At 58.8% G+C, this 18,427-nt stretch carries 14 protein-coding genes; 3 read left to right on the forward strand and 11 right to left on the reverse strand.

Annotated elements, in window-relative coordinates:
• Positions 1-159 precede the first annotated feature (159 nt).
• The 11 genes from trmB to DL88_RS08390 all read right to left on the reverse strand — a co-directional run bounded on the left by trmB (position 160) and on the right by DL88_RS08390 (position 12,819).
• Complete coding sequence (gene trmB, locus DL88_RS08340; RefSeq protein WP_051955765.1) at positions 160-927, reverse strand: tRNA (guanosine(46)-N7)-methyltransferase TrmB; 768 nt, start codon at positions 925-927, stop codon at positions 160-162.
• A 31-nt stretch (positions 928-958) separates the two neighbouring features.
• Positions 959-2,155 (reverse strand): methionine adenosyltransferase, encoded by a 1,197-nt coding sequence (gene metK, locus DL88_RS08345; protein ID WP_034994580.1) that lies wholly within the window; start codon positions 2,153-2,155, stop codon positions 959-961.
• A gap of 339 nt (positions 2,156-2,494) precedes the next feature.
• Positions 2,495-2,935, reverse strand: a complete 441-nt coding sequence (locus DL88_RS08350) for a helix-turn-helix domain-containing protein (RefSeq protein WP_034994582.1) — start codon at positions 2,933-2,935, stop codon at positions 2,495-2,497.
• Positions 2,936-4,084: 1,149 nt separating this feature from the next.
• Positions 4,085-5,758: an apolipoprotein N-acyltransferase gene (lnt, locus tag DL88_RS08355; protein ID WP_034994720.1), complete on the reverse strand. Its 1,674-nt coding sequence runs from the start codon at positions 5,756-5,758 to the stop codon at positions 4,085-4,087.
• Positions 5,759-5,963: 205 nt separating this feature from the next.
• A complete protein-coding gene (locus DL88_RS08360) occupies positions 5,964-6,980 on the reverse strand; it encodes a hemolysin family protein (protein ID WP_034994583.1) in 1,017 nt (338 codons plus the stop codon).
• Positions 6,977-7,561 carry an rRNA maturation RNase YbeY gene (ybeY, locus tag DL88_RS08365; protein ID WP_051955752.1) on the reverse strand — a complete coding sequence of 195 codons (585 nt, stop codon included), beginning with the start codon at positions 7,559-7,561 and terminating at the stop codon, positions 6,977-6,979. The genes DL88_RS08360 and ybeY overlap by 4 nt, the downstream gene beginning before the upstream one ends.
• Positions 7,562-7,625: 64 nt before the next feature.
• Positions 7,626-8,654: a PhoH family protein gene (locus tag DL88_RS08370; RefSeq protein WP_034994585.1), complete on the reverse strand. Its 1,029-nt coding sequence runs from the start codon at positions 8,652-8,654 to the stop codon at positions 7,626-7,628.
• A 104-nt stretch (positions 8,655-8,758) separates the two neighbouring features.
• Positions 8,759-10,231 (reverse strand): tRNA (N6-isopentenyl adenosine(37)-C2)-methylthiotransferase MiaB, encoded by a 1,473-nt coding sequence (gene miaB / locus DL88_RS08375; protein WP_084705064.1) that lies wholly within the window; start codon positions 10,229-10,231, stop codon positions 8,759-8,761.
• Between the two features lie 438 nt (positions 10,232-10,669).
• A complete protein-coding gene (locus tag DL88_RS08380; protein ID WP_034994724.1) occupies positions 10,670-11,170 on the reverse strand; it encodes a GNAT family N-acetyltransferase in 501 nt (166 codons plus the stop codon).
• A 116-nt stretch (positions 11,171-11,286) separates the two neighbouring features.
• Complete coding sequence (tsaB, locus tag DL88_RS08385; protein WP_245270703.1) at positions 11,287-12,087, reverse strand: tRNA (adenosine(37)-N6)-threonylcarbamoyltransferase complex dimerization subunit type 1 TsaB; 801 nt, start codon at positions 12,085-12,087, stop codon at positions 11,287-11,289.
• A 168-nt stretch (positions 12,088-12,255) separates the two neighbouring features.
• Positions 12,256-12,819: a NifU family protein gene (locus tag DL88_RS08390; RefSeq protein WP_034994587.1), complete on the reverse strand. Its 564-nt coding sequence runs from the start codon at positions 12,817-12,819 to the stop codon at positions 12,256-12,258.
• A gap of 1,281 nt (positions 12,820-14,100) precedes the next feature.
• Between DL88_RS08390 and rimP the strand changes: the two genes are divergently transcribed.
• From rimP to DL88_RS08410, 3 genes are all read left to right on the forward strand, one after another.
• Positions 14,101-15,105 (forward strand): ribosome maturation factor RimP, encoded by a 1,005-nt coding sequence (gene rimP / locus DL88_RS08400; RefSeq protein ID WP_084705065.1) that lies wholly within the window; start codon positions 14,101-14,103, stop codon positions 15,103-15,105.
• Between the two features lie 11 nt (positions 15,106-15,116).
• Complete coding sequence (gene nusA, locus DL88_RS08405; RefSeq protein WP_034994591.1) at positions 15,117-16,730, forward strand: transcription termination factor NusA; 1,614 nt, start codon at positions 15,117-15,119, stop codon at positions 16,728-16,730.
• Positions 16,731-17,591: 861 nt separating this feature from the next.
• Entirely contained in the window at positions 17,592-18,356 is a 765-nt protein-coding gene (locus DL88_RS08410) for an RNA-binding protein (protein ID WP_051955753.1), read from the forward strand.
• Positions 18,357-18,427 lie beyond the last annotated feature (71 nt).

Below are 18,427 nucleotides of genomic sequence, written 5' to 3' on the forward strand. Positions count from 1 at the left end.
AGAGCTACGATCGCCTTGCACCCTACGATCTCGATCGATGCGCAGCTCGAACGATAAAAGCCGTGTGATGCCAAGGCGAAGAGCTAAGGTAAAATAACCTTACCCCGGAATCGCGATTCGCTATATAATTATTTTTTATCTCGTATGAGATGCGAGAGATCATGCCTCGGCGGCAGCTGATCCACAGACGATCCCTTCAGCCAGCCGTTTGCGCAAGAAAGTATAATAAGCGAGATGATGCCCGAACTGCACGGCCTTGGCCTCATAGCGTGTGCCGCTCCACCCTTCCCAGGGTTTACGCCACTGAACCGCTTCCTGCACCGGCCAATCGAAAAAGGGCGAGCGAAGAATACGCGCCAATGTCCAGCCGGCATAATCGTCGATATCGGTCGCGAAACATAAAGGCGCCTCCGGCCGCAGCACACGGGCGAGACTTTCCAGCATCGCATCCGAAATGAAACGGCGCTTGCGCTGGCGCCGCTTCGGCCAGGGATCTGGATAGAGCAAATATATGCCGGCGAGACTCTGCGCCGGCAGCACATCGAGAACCTTGCGGGCATCGCCTTCGAAAAGGCGAATGTTGCTCAAGGCATCCGCTTCGATCAGCGCCAGCATTTTGGCGACGCCATTGTGGAAAGCCTCGCAGCCGATGAAACCCCGTTCCGGATGCTGCGCTGCGACGGCGGCCAGATGTTCGCCGCCGCCGAAACCGATTTCCAGCCAGATGTCCTTCGGCGCATGCGGAAAGGCATCCTCGATCCGTTGGATCGGATGCGAAGCGTCGAATGCGAAATCCGGCAATCGGTCCCGCATCAAGGCGGAATGATAGGACCGCAGTCTTTTACCGCGCCGGCGACCGTAAAGGGTCGTCTCAAATATAGCACCCGCTTCCGATCCGGAAGCGGGTGGCGTCTCATCTTCGTTCATGACAATTGGCATGGAAATCGACGAAAATGCCTCAGGCGATTGCGGCCTTCAACTTGTCCACGAGGTCGGTCCGCTCCCAGGAAAAGCCCCCGTCAGCTTCCGGCGCCCGGCCGAAATGGCCATAGGCCGAGGTCCGCGCATAGATCGGCCTGTTGAGCTGGAGATGTTCGCGGATGCCGCGGGGCGAGAGCCTCATGAGCGTAGGCAGCACAGCTTCGAGCTTTTCCTCGGCCACGGTTCCGGTGCCATGCGTATCGACATAGACCGACAAAGGTTCAGCAACGCCAATGGCATAGGCGAGCTGGATCGTGACACGCTCGGCAAGGCCCGCAGCAACGACATTCTTGGCGAGATAACGCGCGGCATAGGCCGCCGACCGGTCAACCTTGGTCGGATCCTTGCCGGAAAAAGCGCCACCGCCATGGGGTGCCGCACCACCATAAGTATCCACGATGATTTTACGGCCGGTCAGGCCGCAGTCCCCATCCGGACCCCCGATCACGAATTTACCGGTCGGATTGACGTGCCAGACCGTCTCCTCGGTGATCCAGCCTTCCGGCAAGGTCTTGCGGATAAAGGGTTCGACGATCGCCCGAACATCTTCCGAGGACAAGGTCTCATCGACATGCTGCGTCGACAGAACGATCTGGGTTACGCCGACCGGCTTGCCATTCACATAACGAACAGTGACCTGGCTTTTCGCATCGGGACCGAGCTTGGCAGCGTCGCCGATCTTGTTCTTGCGGGCGGCGGAGAGGACTTCCAGAATCTTATGGGAATAATAAATCGGCGCCGGCATCAATTCGGGTGTTTCACGGCAGGCATAGCCAAACATAATACCCTGATCACCAGCACCTTCATCCTTGTTGCCGGCGGAATCCACACCCTGTGCGATATCGGCGGATTGTGCATGCAGCAAGACCTCGACATCGACATTCTGCCAATGGAATCCCGCCTGTTCGTAACCGATATCCTTGATTGCATTACGCGCTGTTTCGATGATCTGTTCTTCGGACAGTTGCGGGCCGCGTACCTCACCGGCAATTACCAGACGATTGGTGGTCGCCAAATTCTCACAGGCGACGCGGATCTGATAGGGATCGATTCCCGCCTTTTCCCCCTCACGAAAGAAAAGATCGACGATCTCGTCCGAAATACGGTCGCATACCTTGTCGGGATGACCTTCGGACACCGATTCACTGGTGAAAAGATAATTTGCGCGTGCCACCCAGATTTCTCCTCAACTCTGCTGCGCCAGAGATGACTTTAATGGCCGGCACTGTCTGGTAATTCGTTCGTTTGGTCAAGCCGATTCCATCAATTCGTTCGTTATAGAGAACGCGCAGAAACTGATTGTTGCGCCCACGTCACATTGAAACGGCCCCGGTCAGAGCCAATGCAGCAGGTGAAGCCAAGGAAGAAATCAGGAGGAAGATCAAGGACGCGGCAAGGTTTGGACAAAAGACGAAGGACACGAGGCAGCATCATGCCTGCGTTTATGCGGGACTGTGTCGGAGTTCTATCTTTAGGCGCAGGTCCCCAAAACCGGCCTATACGCGAGGACGCATCAACTCCCGGCGCTTCCCCCCGCCGTCTGCTCGTCGTCTCCGGCGAGCGTCATGACAAGCTCGACAATTCTCTTGCGGATTTTCGGATCCTTGATCCGGCGAAATGCCAGATTGAGGTTCAATCCCTCGGGAGTGGAGAGAAATTCCGTCACATAGGAAGGTGATCCTTCCTCTTGCGCCGGCGTCGTGTCGGCACGCGGCATTCCCTCGAAGGCAGGAGCCCCTTCGAAGAAGAAAGCTGGGGGAACATCGAGAATGCGCGAAATCTGCTGCAGACGGCTCGCGCCTATTCGATTGGTGCCCTTTTCATATTTTTGCACCTGCTGAAAGGTCAGACCCAGTGCCTCTCCCAATTTTTCCTGGCTCATGCCCAACATGACCCGCCGCATGCGGACCTTGCCACCCACATGGCAATCGATCGGGTTGGGAATTTTTTTCACGCACTTATGACCCTTCTCACGAACATACGCGCACGCGCACGAAATTCGTCACTTCTCACTCTAGGGAATTGTTCGATGAGCGGACCTGCTGCCCGTCTACGAGGAGGCCGAACCGATTTTGTGGAAACGACGCCCGATCGCCTGCGCAAAGCAGTCAGAACATTATGGAATCAATGAGACCTCATCCATCAAAACGATAGTATCGGATCTGTTTCAGCTTGACCATCCGATGTTTTGCATTATGTACGCTAAAGTTGAACAAGTAAAAGCTGCATACACAACTGGTTGAATTGACCATGCACGAGGCCCGTATGTCTCTGTATTGGGACATCTAATAATAGTTATATAATCTCTTTCACAGCCCCTAGTCTAATGAAAGAAATCGTATGCCTGTATAAACTATGGCTTGTGATGGGGAAAAATTTCAATACGCAGGAGCTTACAAAGAACTGCTCATGCTCGCCTCCCTGCCGAATTGGATAATTTTTCATGACGTTTTATAACACGTTTGTCCGTTATCCTAGGTAGGACATCCTCAGCTACCATCCCAGAACGCATCAGAGATCATCAGAAACTCTGTTGTTTCGAAACAATTCCACTTAAGAAACTAGAGCATTTTCAAGCCTCTTCAATAAGGCCGAGATTCTATTCGAAGTGAAACTGCTGTCGGAATTAATTCCTCAGTGGATCAAAAGGTTTCAACCTTGATCAATTCACTCCACCAAATCTGGCCGGAACCGCGCGCCAACGCCATTGCCGTTCGTAAAAATCTGCTTCGACGGCGCGCTCGAATACCGGAACTACTCCACTTTGGAAATTAGAACGTTTTCAATGTGTTTCGAATCGCTTGGCGAACCCTCTGGCTCCCCCCTGTCAAATCGACACCATTCTCTAATTCTGCAAGCGCGTTGCATCGTCCCGCAAAGCGGTCTCCGCTTTTCATTTCACCGCCACGCCAATCCATTCGGCCGGATAGTTTTGCGAAAACTCCGCCGGAGACGATAGCTTCTGAACAATTGCGAAGTCCGGCGATCGATGCTCCGCGCCGGACCTCATTGATCCCGACAGGTTGGGATCAATAGGACTTGGTATACCCGAATTCCACGGGCATTGCGGGGTACACCCTTATCCCTTTGGAATAGTGGTATGTTAAGCGCCCATCGTTTCCAGCGGACGTTTCCGCCAGGGACGCAGGCCATAGGCCACGCCAAGGACGAACAGCCAGACCAGCACCGGCATAAGACCCGGATGGCGGCCATAAAGCGGCGGCGCGATTGGCTCTGGCAGAGGCCCCCGCAGCAATCCCTCGGCCCCGAGCGGCAAGGAGGCGACGATCCGGCCGACCGGGTCAACAATCGCCGAAATGCCGGTATTGGCGCCGCGCACAAGGGGGAGCCCCTCTTCTATCGTCCGCAACCGCGCCTGTTCAAAATGCTGATAAGGGCCGGCCGTATGCCCGAACCAGACATCGTCGGTGACATTCAGCATGAAACCGGGACGTTCCGCAGAGGGTACCTGAATGGGAACAATTGTTCCGGGAAAGATCGCCTCATAACAGATGAGCGGAGCCGCGAGCGGAAGATTAGGGACGAAAAGCGGTCTCATCCGCGCCTCTCCAGCGGTAAAACCACCCGGAACGTGAACGAAATTATGCAGGCCCAGCCGGCGCAGCAAACCGTCCAGCGGCAAATATTCACCGAAGGGGACAAGATGGACCTTGTCGTAATTATCGATGATGAGGCCGCCTTCGCCAATCACCTGAAGCGCATTGAAATAACGCCGTTCCTTGTCATCAGTATCGAGGCGCGCCGCCCCCGTCGCCAGCCAGAGATCGGGGGTGAGATGGCCGCCGATGCGCAGAAGAGCATCGCGATCCCGCGAGAGGATGAAGGGAAAGGCCGATTCCGGCCAGATCAGGAGCCGCGCCTTGCTATCGCTCCGCGCCGCGTCGAAGACCGGCTGCGACAAAGCGAGATAATGGCCGATGATGGCGTCCTTGTTCTCCGGCGAAAAACTCGGCCCCTGCTGTTCGTTCGGTTGCAGGATCGCGAGTTCGACACCCTCGGTATAATGGGTGGGATGGCTTTCGAGCCGTAACAGGCCGAAGCCCACGAGTGTCGCCACGCCGCAAAGAGCAGCGGCGAGCGGCGTGAGCAACGCTTTGCGGCTTCTTGCGCCACCGTTCCACGGATTGCCCGGGAACGACAAAGCCGGCGCGGCGCAAAGAAGAATGGTGAGGATCGTCAGTCCCTCGCCACCAATCAATGCGGCCGCCTGTGCCGGGGCGAGATGCCCACCGAGCACCATGCCATACGCATTCCATGGAAAACCCGTCAGCACATGGCCGCGCAACCATTCCGAAGCGCCAAGCCCGGCCGCGAAAGCGAAAAGCCTACCAGGCCCCGGCGTCCATAGAAACCGCGCGAAGGCAAAACCAAAAGCCGGAAATAGAGCAAGGCCCATCGGCACGCCGATGACACCAAGCGGCAAAGCCCAGGCGAAATCCTCCGCCTCCACGAGAAAGGCGGCGCCGAGCCACCAGAGGCCGGCGAGAAAATAGCCGAAGCCCCAAATCCAGCCGATCCAGAAAGCCCGTTTGTATGCGGTTTTCCGCATCGCGGCGGTTGCTGTGGCGGGCGGGGCGGCCCCATCGACCAGCAACAGGCCCATGCTCATGGCAAAGACCATACCCGGCCAGAAATTCAGCGGCGCCATCGCCGCCGCGCCGCTGGCGCCCGCGAGAAAAGCCAGCAACGCGCGCCGCCGTCCCTTGACCGAGAGCACCAGCGCGAGAAGTCGCGCCAAGCCTCCGCCGGATGTCATGCGGCTCTCCTGTTGCGCGATAGCGTTCACTTGATCCGGCTTTCCTTGAGCATCACCCTTTGAATATCGCCTGCCCCATTGGCTTCATGAGGCGACGGATGCATTTTCTGCAATCCGTCGCTTGTTCCAAGATCATGTCACCCGCCGACCGGCGGGATTGCACGCCATTTTTGGCGGTTCCGCTCTCCTGCCGATCATACGGGCCTCAGGCCTTGCCACCTTCATGCGTCAGCGCCGCTCGCGCACCGGGCGCGCCGGAAATCTTGACTCGGCCGATCTTCTGACGGTCAGCCTCAAGAATTTCGAACGTCAGCGGTCCTTCTTCAACGATTTCACCAGGCGCCGGCACATGGCCTATGAGGGCTGTGACAAGGCCTCCAAGCGTATCAAAGGATTCGCTGATATCGAGCGCCTGGAAATCGATCCCCGTCGCAAGGCTGACGGCATCGAGATAGGCGCGGGCATCGATGATGAAGGCGCCCTCCTCCGTCTCCTCGATCTTCGGCGTCTCGTCGAGATCATGCTCATCCTCGATATCGCCGACGATCATCTCGACGATATCCTCGATGGAGGCGAGGCCGTCGGTGCCACCATATTCGTCGATCACCAGAGCCATATGCGTGCGTGTCGCCTGCATTTTCACGAGAAGGTCGAGCGCCGGCATGGAGGGCGGCGCGAAAAGCACCGGCCGCAGAATATTGGCCTCGGCAAGCGTGGTCGTCCCGATGTCGCGGGCATGGGGACCCGCGAAGGTGGAGACCGGCATGGCCGTGGCGGCGATCGCCCCCGCGCCGCTCTCTCCCGCCGCAGGCAGGGCAAGCCCCGCGAGGTAATCGATGAAATCGCGGATATGCACCATGCCACGCGGATCATCGAGCGTATCGCCATGCACCGGCAGGCGCGAATGGCCGGCCGAGCGGAATGTGTCCAGAACCTCGGCCAAGCTCGTGTCGAGAGAGACAGCGATAATGTCCGTGCGTGGCACCATGACGTCCTCGACACGCACTTCATGCATGGCGAGGACATTCTTCAGCATCGTGCGCTGTTGCGGTGAAATGTCCGTATCACCGGCGGTATCGCTCAAAGCGTCCTGCAAATCATCCCGAATGCTCGGTCCACCGAGGCCGAACAGAATGCGCAGCCGGTCGATCAGATTGGGACGGGGTGGCGCCAAACGTTCAGGCGCGGTCGCCTCGCCCGCAAAGGTATCGCGTTCGCTCATCTCTCGCCGGCCGCCTCGATCGTCTGGTCGCAAACCTTGCTCTCGCCTCGCGCCGGCGCAACAGCGGCCGCGTGCTGCTCTTCGGCGAGAAGCGCGCCCTGATAGGGATCCGCTATGCCGAGATCCCCCAGGATCGCCCGTTCCATCGTTTCCATCTCTTCGGCTTCCTCGGGCGTCTCATGATCGAAGCCGAGAAGATGCAGAAAACCATGGATGATGAGATGGGAAAGATGCGCGCGAAACGGCTTGCTCTCCTCCAGAGCTTCCCGCTCCGTGGTTTCAAAGGCGATAATGACATCGCCCAAAAGGCGCGCCTCGCTCAACGCCTCATCGGTCGGAAAAGAGAGAACATTCGTGGGCTTGTCCAGCCCGCGCCATTGCTGATTGAGTCCTCGAATAAAGGCGTCGTCACAAAAGACCAGGCTGATTTCAGCCTCTTCATGCAAGTCGGGCGCGGTGCGGGCAACAGCCGCGCCGATCACCGTTTCAGCGAGACCTTCAAGACTGAGGGGGTCGTCGCCCTCGCCTCCCGCCTCGCTCCAGCGCGGGCTTTCGACCGCGATTTCGATCAGCGGCACCATGTCATCGTCTCCAGCTCTGCCTCATCATCAAAAATCAAGCGATTCAAACCGATCGCGCGGATTCCTATCTCCGTCCAAAACCTTTTTCCGTCACCGTCTCGACGCGCGCGGCGGCTTCATAAGCGCCGACAATCCGGCGCACGAGATCATGACGCACGACATCGGCCTCCCGAAACACGACATGACCGATACCTTCGAGCGAGGACAGAAGCGTGATCGCCTCGCTGAGGCCGGATTTTTGTCCGGGCGGCAAATCGGTCTGCGTCGGGTCCCCCGTCACGATCATGCGCGAATTTTCGCCGAGGCGGGTGAGGAACATCTTCATCTGGATCGAGGTCGCATTTTGCGCCTCGTCGAGTAGGATGCAGGAATTGCTCAAGGTGCGCCCGCGCATGAAGGCGAGCGGCGCGACTTCGATCATGCCGGTCTGCAGGCCGCGTTCGAGCAGGCGTGGATCCATGAAATCGTTCAGCGCGTCGAAAATCGGCCGCAGATAGGGGTCGACCTTGTCGCGCATGTCGCCGGGGAGAAAGCCGAGCCGCTCACCGGCCTCGACAGCCGGACGCGACAGGATCAGGCGGTCTACCCTGCCCTGTTCCAGAAGTGAGACGGCGAAAGCTACGGCGAGCCAGGTCTTGCCCGTTCCGGCAGGTCCTTCGGCAAAGACGAGTTCGGATTGCTTGAGCGTCCGCAGATAATGATCCTGCGCTTCCGTGCGGGCGCGCACGACGCCGCGGCGGCGGATCGAGATCTGCTCGAAACCCGGCCGGACAGTCTCGGATTCACCGGGAAAAAGATTCCCCTGTGCCCATTCTTCTTCAATGGCGCCATCGACATCGCCAAGCGTGACCGGATGGCCAAGCTTGACCCGTTCGTAAAGCATCTCGAACACATGACGCGCCTGCTCGCAGGCACCGCGCGGTCCCTTGATCGTGATGTGATTACCATTGGCATGGGCGCTGACGCCGAGCCTGCGCTCCACCTGAGCGATGTTCTGGTCGTAATGACCGAAAACCAGAAGGGCATAGCGATTATCGTCGAAGGCGAGCGTGACTTCGGCCACCTGCCCTGCCTGCTGCGCTCCTTGTGGCATGCCTTGAGCCGCACCCTGCCCCGTGCCCTGGGGAACAGGCCGTCGCCCATCGCTTCTCGGGTTGGCGTCACCCCGCGTAAAGGAAGCCGGCCGGTCCGAAATTCTCAAACCGATGCCTCCACCACTGCTGCGTCGAGCCCCCTGATATCCTGCTCCCAATCCCTGCTTCCGGTGGCGTCCTGCCCCGGAATTAATCTTCCATGCAGAGAATTGGGTCCGGCCTCGAGAATTTCAACCGGTACGACGCGTCCGATCAAGACATTCGGGCCTTCCACATGAACGGCCTGAAGATAGGGTGATTTGCCCGCGATCTGCCCGGCATGCCGGCCGGGCTTCTCGAACAGGACAGGCAGCACCCGCCCGACCGTCGCCCGGTTGAACGCCTGGCGCTGGTCCTCGAGCATCACCTGAAGCTTCGCAAGCCGCAAAGCCTTCACATCCTCAGGAACCTGATCGGACCGGTCGGCGCCGGGCGTGCCGGGGCGCGGCGAATATTTGAAGGAAAAGGCGCTGGCGAAACCCACTTCCTCGACAAGCGCCAGCGTCGCCTCGAAATCGGCGTCGGTCTCGCCTGGAAAGCCGGTGATGAAATCGGAGGATAAAGCGATATCCGGTCGCGCCGCGCGAATGGATGCGACGAGGTCCAGATAGTCACGCGCCGTGTGACGGCGGTTCATCGCCGCGAGAATCCGGTCCGAGCCCGCCTGAACCGGCAGATGCAGAAACGGCATCAAGGCCACGACATCGCTATGCGCCGCGATGAGATCGGCGCCCATATCGTTTGGATGGCTCGTGGTGTAGCGAATACGCACATGCTCCGGCAAAGCCGCGACGCGGGCGATCAAGGTCGCGAGCGAAGCGGATGCGCCTGTTGCCGCATCAAAGCCATGATAGGCATTGACGTTCTGGCCAATCAACGTCACCTCGCGCACGCCGGCCGCGACGAGCCCCTTAATTTCCGCAAGGACAGCCTCGACCGGCCGCGAGACCTCGGCCCCGCGCGTGTAGGGAACGACGCAGAAACTGCAGAATTTATCGCAGCCTTCCTGCACGGTCACAAAGGCACTCACGCCGCGAACGGCAGTCTTTTCCGGTGAGGGCGCAACGAGATGATCGAATTTATCCTCGGCCGGAAAATCCGTATCGACGAGGCCCGGTTTTCCCTCGACGCGCCGGAGAAGATCGGGCAGACGATGATAGGTCTGCGGTCCGACGACGAGATCGACGGCCTTCTGGCGGCGGAGAATCTCCTCGCCCTCCGCCTGCGCGACGCAGCCCGCGACAACGATCCGAACCGGTGGCTTGCCCTCTGACTGCCGCGCCGCCTTCAAAAGGCGCAGCTTGCCGAGTTCGGAAAAAACCTTTTCCGAGGCGAGCTCACGAATATGGCAAGTGTTCAGGATGATGAGATCGGCATCGTCCGGGACAGTCGTTTCGTCATAGCCTTCCGGCGCCAGAAGATCAGCCATGCGCGAGGCGTCATAGACATTCATCTGGCAGCCATAGGATTTGACGAACAGCTTGCGGCTGTTGCCGGAAGCCACACGCGCCGGCTCGAGGGTCTGGTCGGGCGACATGCGGCCAGCCTGCCCTCCCTCTCGCCTCTCATTCTGCCGCTCATGGGTATCGCCACGCCGCGAATCATTCGCGTCCGGCACCATCCCCGCGATCGCCGAAAATTCGGCTTTGCCATTATTCTGCACGCGCTTTCGCCTTGGGCCTTTCCTGCCTAAGCAGCCATACGTGACGAAGCCACGATCGCGTTTGCTGTTGTGGAGCAAACGCGATGCTGCCTGAAATTCGAAACACCGGCTTACCTGGGCAAGGCTGCCCGCAAGCCTGACTGCAAGTCTGCGTAGGGGAGCAACGAAGTCCTGCCTGAACGGGCTCGCCCTCACCTTCCGCGCAACAATGCCTTTACCGTTTCCGACTGCCGTTTCAGCCTCTTTCCGGCATTAGCACTTTGCTAGCATTATCTTATGTCAATTTCCCCAAACAGTCCAATCCATCCCCTGTCATTTGCTTTTCCCGCTGTCCGGCGCGGAGACGAAATTCCTGCGCAGAACCAGCGCCGTCGACCGACTGCCATCCGGCCTGCGGTAATAGCCCTTGCGTTCGCCGACTTTTTCGAAGCCATGACGGCCATAGAGGGCGCGCGCCGGCGCATTGTCCACATCGACTTCAAGAAACAGACAGGTGGCACCAATATGCGCCACGGCCTCGATATGCGCTTGCAGAAGGGCGTTGGAATGGCCACGCCCACGATGGGATGGTGCCATCACGATGGTCAGGATCTCGGCTTCATCGGCCGCATGGCGCGACAGGACGAAACCGATAAGCACGGATTGTCCCATGGCATCCGGCAGAAAAAGACCGCCTCCGCAAACCTCCGGAGCCAGCAACAGGGATTCGAACTCGGCTTCCGCCCAAGGGTGCAAAAAACCCGTCGCATGCAAGGCAGCGCAGGCGGAGGCGTGCATCCTGTCGAGACGCCTAATGATGAGTTGATCGTCCAAATGGCTGTCCAAGCGGTTCCTGTTCGCTGGTCACAGCGGGCGGCAATCCAGCGAAGCCAGCCTTGCCCAGATCATGGCCGGCTCTGTGTCCCCTCCCGGAAGAACTGACGGGCGCGTTAATCGGTCCCCGCATCCGCCACTTTATCAGGTTCGCTAGAGGGCTTATCGGGCTCGTCGACCGTGGCCGATTCGGCAGGGTGCGCCGCTTCCGCCGGGGGGGTTTGCTCAGCCTGATCGGCGAGGGGCACGGTTTTCGATTGTTGCGGCTTGGCATCGGCCGCCTTCAGATAGACGGGACGCGCCGGCGCATGTGCGGGATCGGCGATCAGGCCGAGCCGGGCGACATAGGCGATATCGGGCGCGACGCTATTGCCGATAATCTCGACATTCAACCCCTTGGCTCGCGCCTCCTGGGCAACGGCTGCCGCGCCAGAACCTGCGAGCCGTGCCGGACCATTGCCGAGAGCGCGGGCGACATCCTTCACGCTCATGATGCGCGGCGCCAGATAGGCGCGCCCATCCCCACCAAAACCCGCGAAATAGACCTGACCGTGCCGCGCATCGATCGCAACACCCACGGTTCCCGGCTCGTCCGCGAGAATGAGCGGTGCGGCCAGAGCCGCCAGCGTCGAGACACCGACGACGGGAACGCGGCAGGCGAGCCCGATGGCACGCGCAGCCGCTATGCCGACCCGAAGCCCGGTGAAGGAGCCCGGACCAACAGTCACGGCAACGCGGTCGATGGCCGCGAAACCGCCATCGACCCGCGCCATCACGCGGTCGATCAGTGGCAGCAAGGCTTCCGCATGACCGCGCTCCATGGGAATCGATTCGAAGGATTCAGGCGCGAGATCGTCGGCATCAAGGACACAAGCGGAAGCAGCAGGGAGCGCGGTATCAATGGCGAGAATTTTCATGCTGCGTAGTTCGTGTCCGATAGTTCAGGGCTGATTCCGGAGGGTGCAGCAAGTTTAGCGCATATCCCGCAAAAAGAACCCTTGTTTTGCAAAAACCAGCGGAAAAGGCGTGGAAACGGCCGATATATCTGAAACGCTCTATCCTTTGTTTCCACGCCGATCAACGGTTCAGATCTGTTCGACGCTCGCGACCGCCGGGACGTAATGTTTCAAGAGGTTCTGAACGCCATGCCGCAAGGTCGCCGAGGAGGACGGGCAGCCGGAGCATGATCCTTTCATCGCCAGATAGACAGTGCCGTCACGAAAGCCCCGAAATTTGATATCACCGCCATCCTTGGCCACGGCGGGGCGGACATGGGATTCAATGAGCTGCTTGATCGTCTCGACGGTCGCCGCATCGGCCTCGGCATAGAATTCCTCACCGTCGCCATGCGCCGTGAGTTCCGCCTCCGGCGTCAGGAGTGGCGCCCCGGAAAGATAATGTTCCATGATCGCACCGAGCACGGCCGGTTTCAGATCCTGCCAATCGGCGTCCTTTTGCGTGACCGAAATGAAGTCTGCGCCATAGAACACGCCGCTCACGCCATCGAGCGCGAAAAGGGCTTCGGCGAGCGGCGATTGCCGCGCGCCCTCGACATCACGCATGTCGAGCGTGCCAAGCTGCATGACGGGACGCCCGGGCAGGAATTTCAAAGTCGCGGGATTAGGCGTGGCTTCAGTCTGGATAAACATCGATTCTCTCCAAAACGTCCGGTTCAAGGCCGGAGTTGGATGGCGTGGGCAGCGGCGGCGCATTGCGCGAGGACAAAGGCATCCGCCCGTCTGCCCGACGTAGGATTTGCACGTTTGACGGAGGTTACAAAAAGCCCCCCTCGCCAAGCCGCCCTTTCGTAGTAGCACAAGCCCAAACGATTGTGCTCGTGCAAAGCGCAATCAAGGTTGCCTGACGTTTTGAGTGTAAGCAAACCTGCAAAAGTTTGCTCAGGAAAAACACCTTGGAAAAACTCTCTGGGGGGACCTCGAAAAAGGTTAATTCAAAATATGAGCCGCAAATCGCGCCACGGCAAGCCGCTTCCCGGTTGAAGCAGACCCCTGGCGGCGCGGCCCATCATCGCCCGCTTGACCTCCAGTCAGGCGGTATTTCCCCATCTCCTTCGTGCCAGCCCCGCACAAAGCGCGAATTTCGCACGAGGAAAGGACGGCATAGGCGGTGAGGAGTGCTTCCTTAGCGATCGAGCGCGCTCGATCGCGGAGCTCACTAAAGCCGCAGGACTGAACGCGGCCTCTTCAACAACGGGATGGGAACCCCCCCTTGCAACATGCAGGGTTTGCCGCTATTTCTGCTTCATCAGTATCGCATGTGTAAATTTGATCATTTCAGACTCTTTTGCAGAGTGGGTTCTTCCGGACCCGCTCTTTTTTATGCTCATCATTCTTCTCGTGCCGTTTGGATTTCGTGTCCGTGGCACAGAAGCCCATCTCGTGGCAGGCGGGACCTATGACCTCCTGCTCTTAAGTGACGTCCGGCGGCTTGGAATCCATCCCGCTACAAATCGAGAGGTCTCAGTTCCGGTTGCCTCCGACAAGCCCATGATGTGACGGCTTTTCAGTCGCCCAAAAACAAAATGTGCGTTAAAATAATTAAAGGTCGGCTTCACAGGTCCAAGAACCTTTTCCGTCGTATCCAACGCGTAAGCGGTGGCATTCCCGACGGAGAAACCAATGTAGGAACGACGAACGGAGAATGGGCATCAGCCCAAATGCAGCACGGGCGTAGCCGGCGAAATTCCTCGACGGTTCCGACGGTGCTGAGAGGAATTCGGTTTTTGCCACGCAGAAGATGGGGCGAAACCGGGAAAGCCTCCGATCGCTACAGCCTGCCGGACCGCTGCATGGTGTTGGGCTCCATTCGATGCCGCCTGTTCCAGCTGCGTGAACGCTCCGTGGCATTACGGACGGGACCGCTCACCAGGAAGCCGGTTGCAAACTCGGCATCCGTTCGAACAATCGAAGATGACACTACCTTCAGGGAATTTACCGCGTTTGGAACTCGACGATAAAGTTCAGGCTTCCGTTCCGGCCACTGCCGGAGGAACCCCTCTTTTCGAGGCCGGCCAGGCCTTGCGGGAGCCCCGCCTCATTGAGGAGACGGGGATTGCCGCCCGAGTCGCCGCCGTCGCTGCTCCGGTTCTCATTGATCTTGGTCTGCGCCTCGTGCGTGTGAAGATTTCCGGCCAGAACGGAACGACCGTGCAGATCATGGCCGAGCGGCCGGACGGAACGATGGATGTCGATGCCTGCGAACAGGCCAGTGAAGCGCTGTCGCCTGTTCTCGATGTCGAAGATGTCATCAAACAGGCCTATCATCTCGAAATCTCCTCTCCAGGCATCGACCGGCCGCTGGTCCGTCTATCGGATTTCGTGCGGGCGCGAGGCGAGGAAGCCAAGATCGAACTCAAGAACGGCCTTGACGGACGCCGGCGCTTCCGCGGGCTCATCGAGGCGATCGAGGTTCCAGTTGACGAGACGGTACCGGGCAGAACCGGCAAAGGGCTTTTGCGTCTGACCCGGACCGATGCGAAACCCGAGGAAGACCCCGGCGTCCTCATCCCGCTCGCTGATCTCAATGAAGCCCGGCTGGTACTGACCGAGGCGCTCATTCGGGAATCATTACGCGCCGCCAAGGCGGCTCAAGCCGCAAGCGGCGGGGAAGACGAAGGCGACGATGAGATGGGCGGGGATGAAACCGATGCTCCCCCTGCTCCGCCACGGCGGGGTCCCGGCCGTTTCGCACAACATCGTGCGCCGGCGGAGGCGAAGGCGTCCCCTGCGGGCGGCAGAATCAAGCCACTCGTGCCCGCGGGCGTCCGAACGGAATTCAAGAAGAGCAAAACCGGCCAGCGCGATCTCGCCCGGCAGCCGGCTCGCGCCACGCGAGCGGACCAGAACGGTGAGAGGGGAACGAAAGCGCCAAAAGACACGTCACACGACGCATCCCGCAAGCCCGCGCCCAAATAGGAGAAACGACAATGGCTGTGAGCGCCAACAGGCTCGAGCTTCTGCAGATCGCCGACGCGGTGGCCCGCGAAAAATCGATCGACCGGCAAATCGTCCTCGCTTCCATGGAAGATGCGATCCAGAAAGCCGCGCGCTCGCGCTACGGTCAGGAGACCGAGGTGCGCGCCGAAATCAATCCCAAGACCGGGGAAATCCGTTTTTCGCGGCTGCTGCATGTCGTGGAAGATGTCGAGAATGACGCGGTCGAGATCACGCTCGCAGAGGCCCGCAAGCGGAACCCCGCTGCCGAAATCGGCGACTGGATCGCCGAAACCTTGCCGCCCTTCGACTTCGGCCGCATCGCCGCGCAATCGGCGAAACAGGTCATCGTCCAGAAGGTGCGCGAAGCCGAACGTGATCGCCAGTATCAGGAATACAAGGACCGCATCGGCGATATCGTCAATGGCGTGGTCAAACGGGTCGAATATGGCAATGTCATCATCGACCTTGGCCGCGGCGAAGCGACCATCCGCCGCGACGAGATGATCCCGCGTGAGGTGTTCCGGCCCGGCGACCGCGTGCGCGCCTATGTCTATGACGTGCGCCGCGAACAGCGTGGACCGCAGATCTTTCTCTCGCGCACCCATCCACAATTCATGGCCAAATTGTTCCGCCAGGAAGTGCCGGAAATCTATGACGGCGTGATCGAGGTCAAGGCGGTCGCGCGTGATCCCGGTTCTCGCGCCAAAATCGCGGTGATCTCGCGCGATGCGTCGATTGATCCGGTCGGCGCCTGCGTCGGCATGCGCGGCTCGCGCGTGCAGGCCGTCGTCAATGAATTACAGGGCGAGAAGATCGATATCATTCCCTGGTCTCCCGATGCCGCGACCTTCATCGTCAACGCCTTGCAACCGGCGGAAGTGGTCAAGGTCGTGCTCGATGAGGATTCCTCGCGTATTGAAGTTGTCGTGCCGGATGACCAATTATCATTGGCGATTGGACGCCGCGGCCAGAATGTCCGCCTCGCATCCCAATTGACCGGCTGGGACATCGACATCCTGACCGAGGCAGAGGAATCTTCACGCCGCCAGAAGGAATTCACCGAGCGCACGGCGATGTTCATGAGCGCGCTCGATGTCGACGAGGTGGTCGGCCAATTGCTTGCCTCGGAAGGGTTCCGTTCCGTCGAGGAATTGGCTTTTGTCGAGCCGAGCGAACTCGCCATGATCGAAGGGTTCGACGAAGAGACGGCGATCGAGATTCAGGCACGCGCCAACGCCTATCTCGCCCGCATCGAGGCCGAACATGAAGCGCGTCGGCGTGAACTCGGCGTCTCGGACGAACTCCTCGACATTGATGGCGTGACCAACGCCATGCTGGTGAAATTCGGTGAAAATGACGTGAAGACCGTCGAGGATCTCGCCGGATGCGCCACCGACGATCTCGTCGGCTGGACCGAACGCAAGGATGGCGAAACGACGCGCCATCAGGGCTTCCTCGATGGATTCGAACTCTCGCGCGAGGAAGCCGAAAACCTTATCATGCGCGCGCGTGTAAAGGCCGGGTGGATCGACGCCATGCCCAAGACCGACGAGCAGGACGAGGGTGATAGCGTCGCCGAAACGCACGAACAGAGCCTGCATTAGAACATTTTTCGATAATGCTGAATCGCTTGGCGGTTCCATTACCCTGAAAATGCTTTAATTTTTTGAGCTCAGCGTTTCTGGGTCATTCAGAAACGCTCTAAGCAAACATTCCAAAGTTTGCTTAGACTTGAAATTGAGCAATTGATTTTGCCTTGAAACGGCAAAATTGATCGTGGTTTTCGCCACGCAAGTCGCTTTAGGACATTGCTCGATTCTTGCTCTACAGAGGACCTGACGGAATTTTCCCGTGGTACTGACTGGAGTATCAAACCGAAAAGCGACTACCACTTTTCGGAGGAATTTGATGCTTTTTCGAAAAGAGAAAGCGTCGGACAGGATTTTATTTGAAAGTCCGATGCTCTAGAGCATGAGGCAAACTTTTGTCTCTGCTCCGAATATTTCAGAATACCAAATCTCGACAAGCGTAGCTCCCTGAGGAGGACGCCGGGATTCGGCATCCGCGGCTGGAGGACGGCGGCTTCCCGCCGGACCGCTCTGATCCCGACAGCCAGGGATTAGGAAGACTTGGTATAATATACCCGAATGCCGCCGGGATTGCGGATTCCGTTCTCGCAAATCATTTCCTTCCAATGATTTGCGAGAATGTACCAGATTATCCTTCGGGATGGTGGTATATTGAACTTTTCGTGCGGCTGAATCGCCAAGCGATGCGCCGCGGATGGAATGGGGTTTCAGGCGAGCCGTCAAGGTTTGCCTGGCCTTGCAATAAGGCAGCCGTACCTTTGCTTCAGTAAAGGTACGCGTGGCTTACGCCACACAAGGTTGCCCCACTATCGTTCACCACTTTCGTTCGGATGCTTCCGATGAATTGAAGACAGACTTGAAAAGCAGGAGAAATCCTTGGGGAAAGTTTTGCACGCCGATACGGCGGACGGACCAGAGCGCACCTGTATCGTGACCCGAACCAAGGGCACACCCGAAGCCATGATCCGCTTCGTTGTCGGGCCGCAGGCTGAGGTCGTGCCGGATCTCCGCTACAAGCTTCCGGGTCGCGGCGTCTATGTCACGGCGTCCGCCCGGGCCGTCGCCGAAGCCGTTCGCAAACAGGCTTTCGCCCGAGGTTTCAAGGCACAGGTCAAGACTTCTCCGGCTCTCAGCGAGGAAATCGCCCTGCTCCTGGAACGCGACTGCCTCCAGGCTTTATCGCTCGCCAACAAGGCCGGTCTCGTCACCTGCGGATTCAGCAAGGTCGAAGCCCTGCTGCAAAATGGAACAGCCGCCATGCTCGTCCATGCGGTGGACGGTGGCGAAGATGGAATTCGCAAACTCGGCCAAGTCATGCGCCGGCAAATGAATGCCGCGCAAGCCACAAAGCCAATTCCACAAATCAAACTCTTCACATCCCAGCAATTGGATTTGGCATTAGGGCGGTCAAATGTGATACATGCTGCGCTGGTGAAAGGTCCGGCGAGCGAAGCTTTTCTCAAACGCTGCCAAAAATGGGAAAACTATCGCCTGGACCATAGCGCCGCAGTCTCCCTGGAGGGAAGGCCGCCGCCGGAGCGGAAAATCTTCGAAAACCGATTGGAAACAGGCATTTTGACAGACAAAACCTTGAACGACACAGTCTCGCAGGAAGGAATCGAGCCGAACCAGGAAACGTGAACGATTTTTCCGAACTGGACTTCAAGGTAAGGTCGGCGAATTCCCCGGCGTCGAAACATCCCGCATTCCCT

This window comes from Beijerinckia mobilis (genome assembly GCF_000745425.1).
In the GTDB taxonomy this organism is placed as follows: domain Bacteria; phylum Pseudomonadota; class Alphaproteobacteria; order Rhizobiales; family Beijerinckiaceae; genus Beijerinckia; species Beijerinckia mobilis.

Excerpts from the sequence above, each read along its gene's own strand:
- trmB (WP_051955765.1), bottom strand. The coding sequence starts at position 927 with ATGAACGAAGATGAGACGCCACCCGCTTCCGGATCGGAAGCGGGTGCT.
- lnt (WP_034994720.1), bottom strand. The coding sequence starts at position 5,758 with ATGACATCCGGCGGAGGCTTGGCGCGACTTCTCGCGCTGGTGCTCTCG.
- DL88_RS08360 (WP_034994583.1), bottom strand. The coding sequence starts at position 6,980 with ATGAGCGAACGCGATACCTTTGCGGGCGAGGCGACCGCGCCTGAACGT.
- ybeY (WP_051955752.1), bottom strand. The coding sequence starts at position 7,561 with ATGGTGCCGCTGATCGAAATCGCGGTCGAAAGCCCGCGCTGGAGCGAG.
- DL88_RS08370 (WP_034994585.1), bottom strand. The coding sequence starts at position 8,654 with ATGCCACAAGGAGCGCAGCAGGCAGGGCAGGTGGCCGAAGTCACGCTC.
- miaB (WP_084705064.1), bottom strand. The coding sequence starts at position 10,231 with ATGTCGCCCGACCAGACCCTCGAGCCGGCGCGTGTGGCTTCCGGCAAC.
- tsaB (WP_245270703.1), bottom strand. The coding sequence starts at position 12,087 with ATGAAAATTCTCGCCATTGATACCGCGCTCCCTGCTGCTTCCGCTTGT.
- DL88_RS08390 (WP_034994587.1), bottom strand. The coding sequence starts at position 12,819 with ATGTTTATCCAGACTGAAGCCACGCCTAATCCCGCGACTTTGAAATTC.
- rimP (WP_084705065.1), top strand. The coding sequence starts at position 14,101 with ATGACACTACCTTCAGGGAATTTACCGCGTTTGGAACTCGACGATAAA.
- nusA (WP_034994591.1), top strand. The coding sequence starts at position 15,117 with ATGGCTGTGAGCGCCAACAGGCTCGAGCTTCTGCAGATCGCCGACGCG.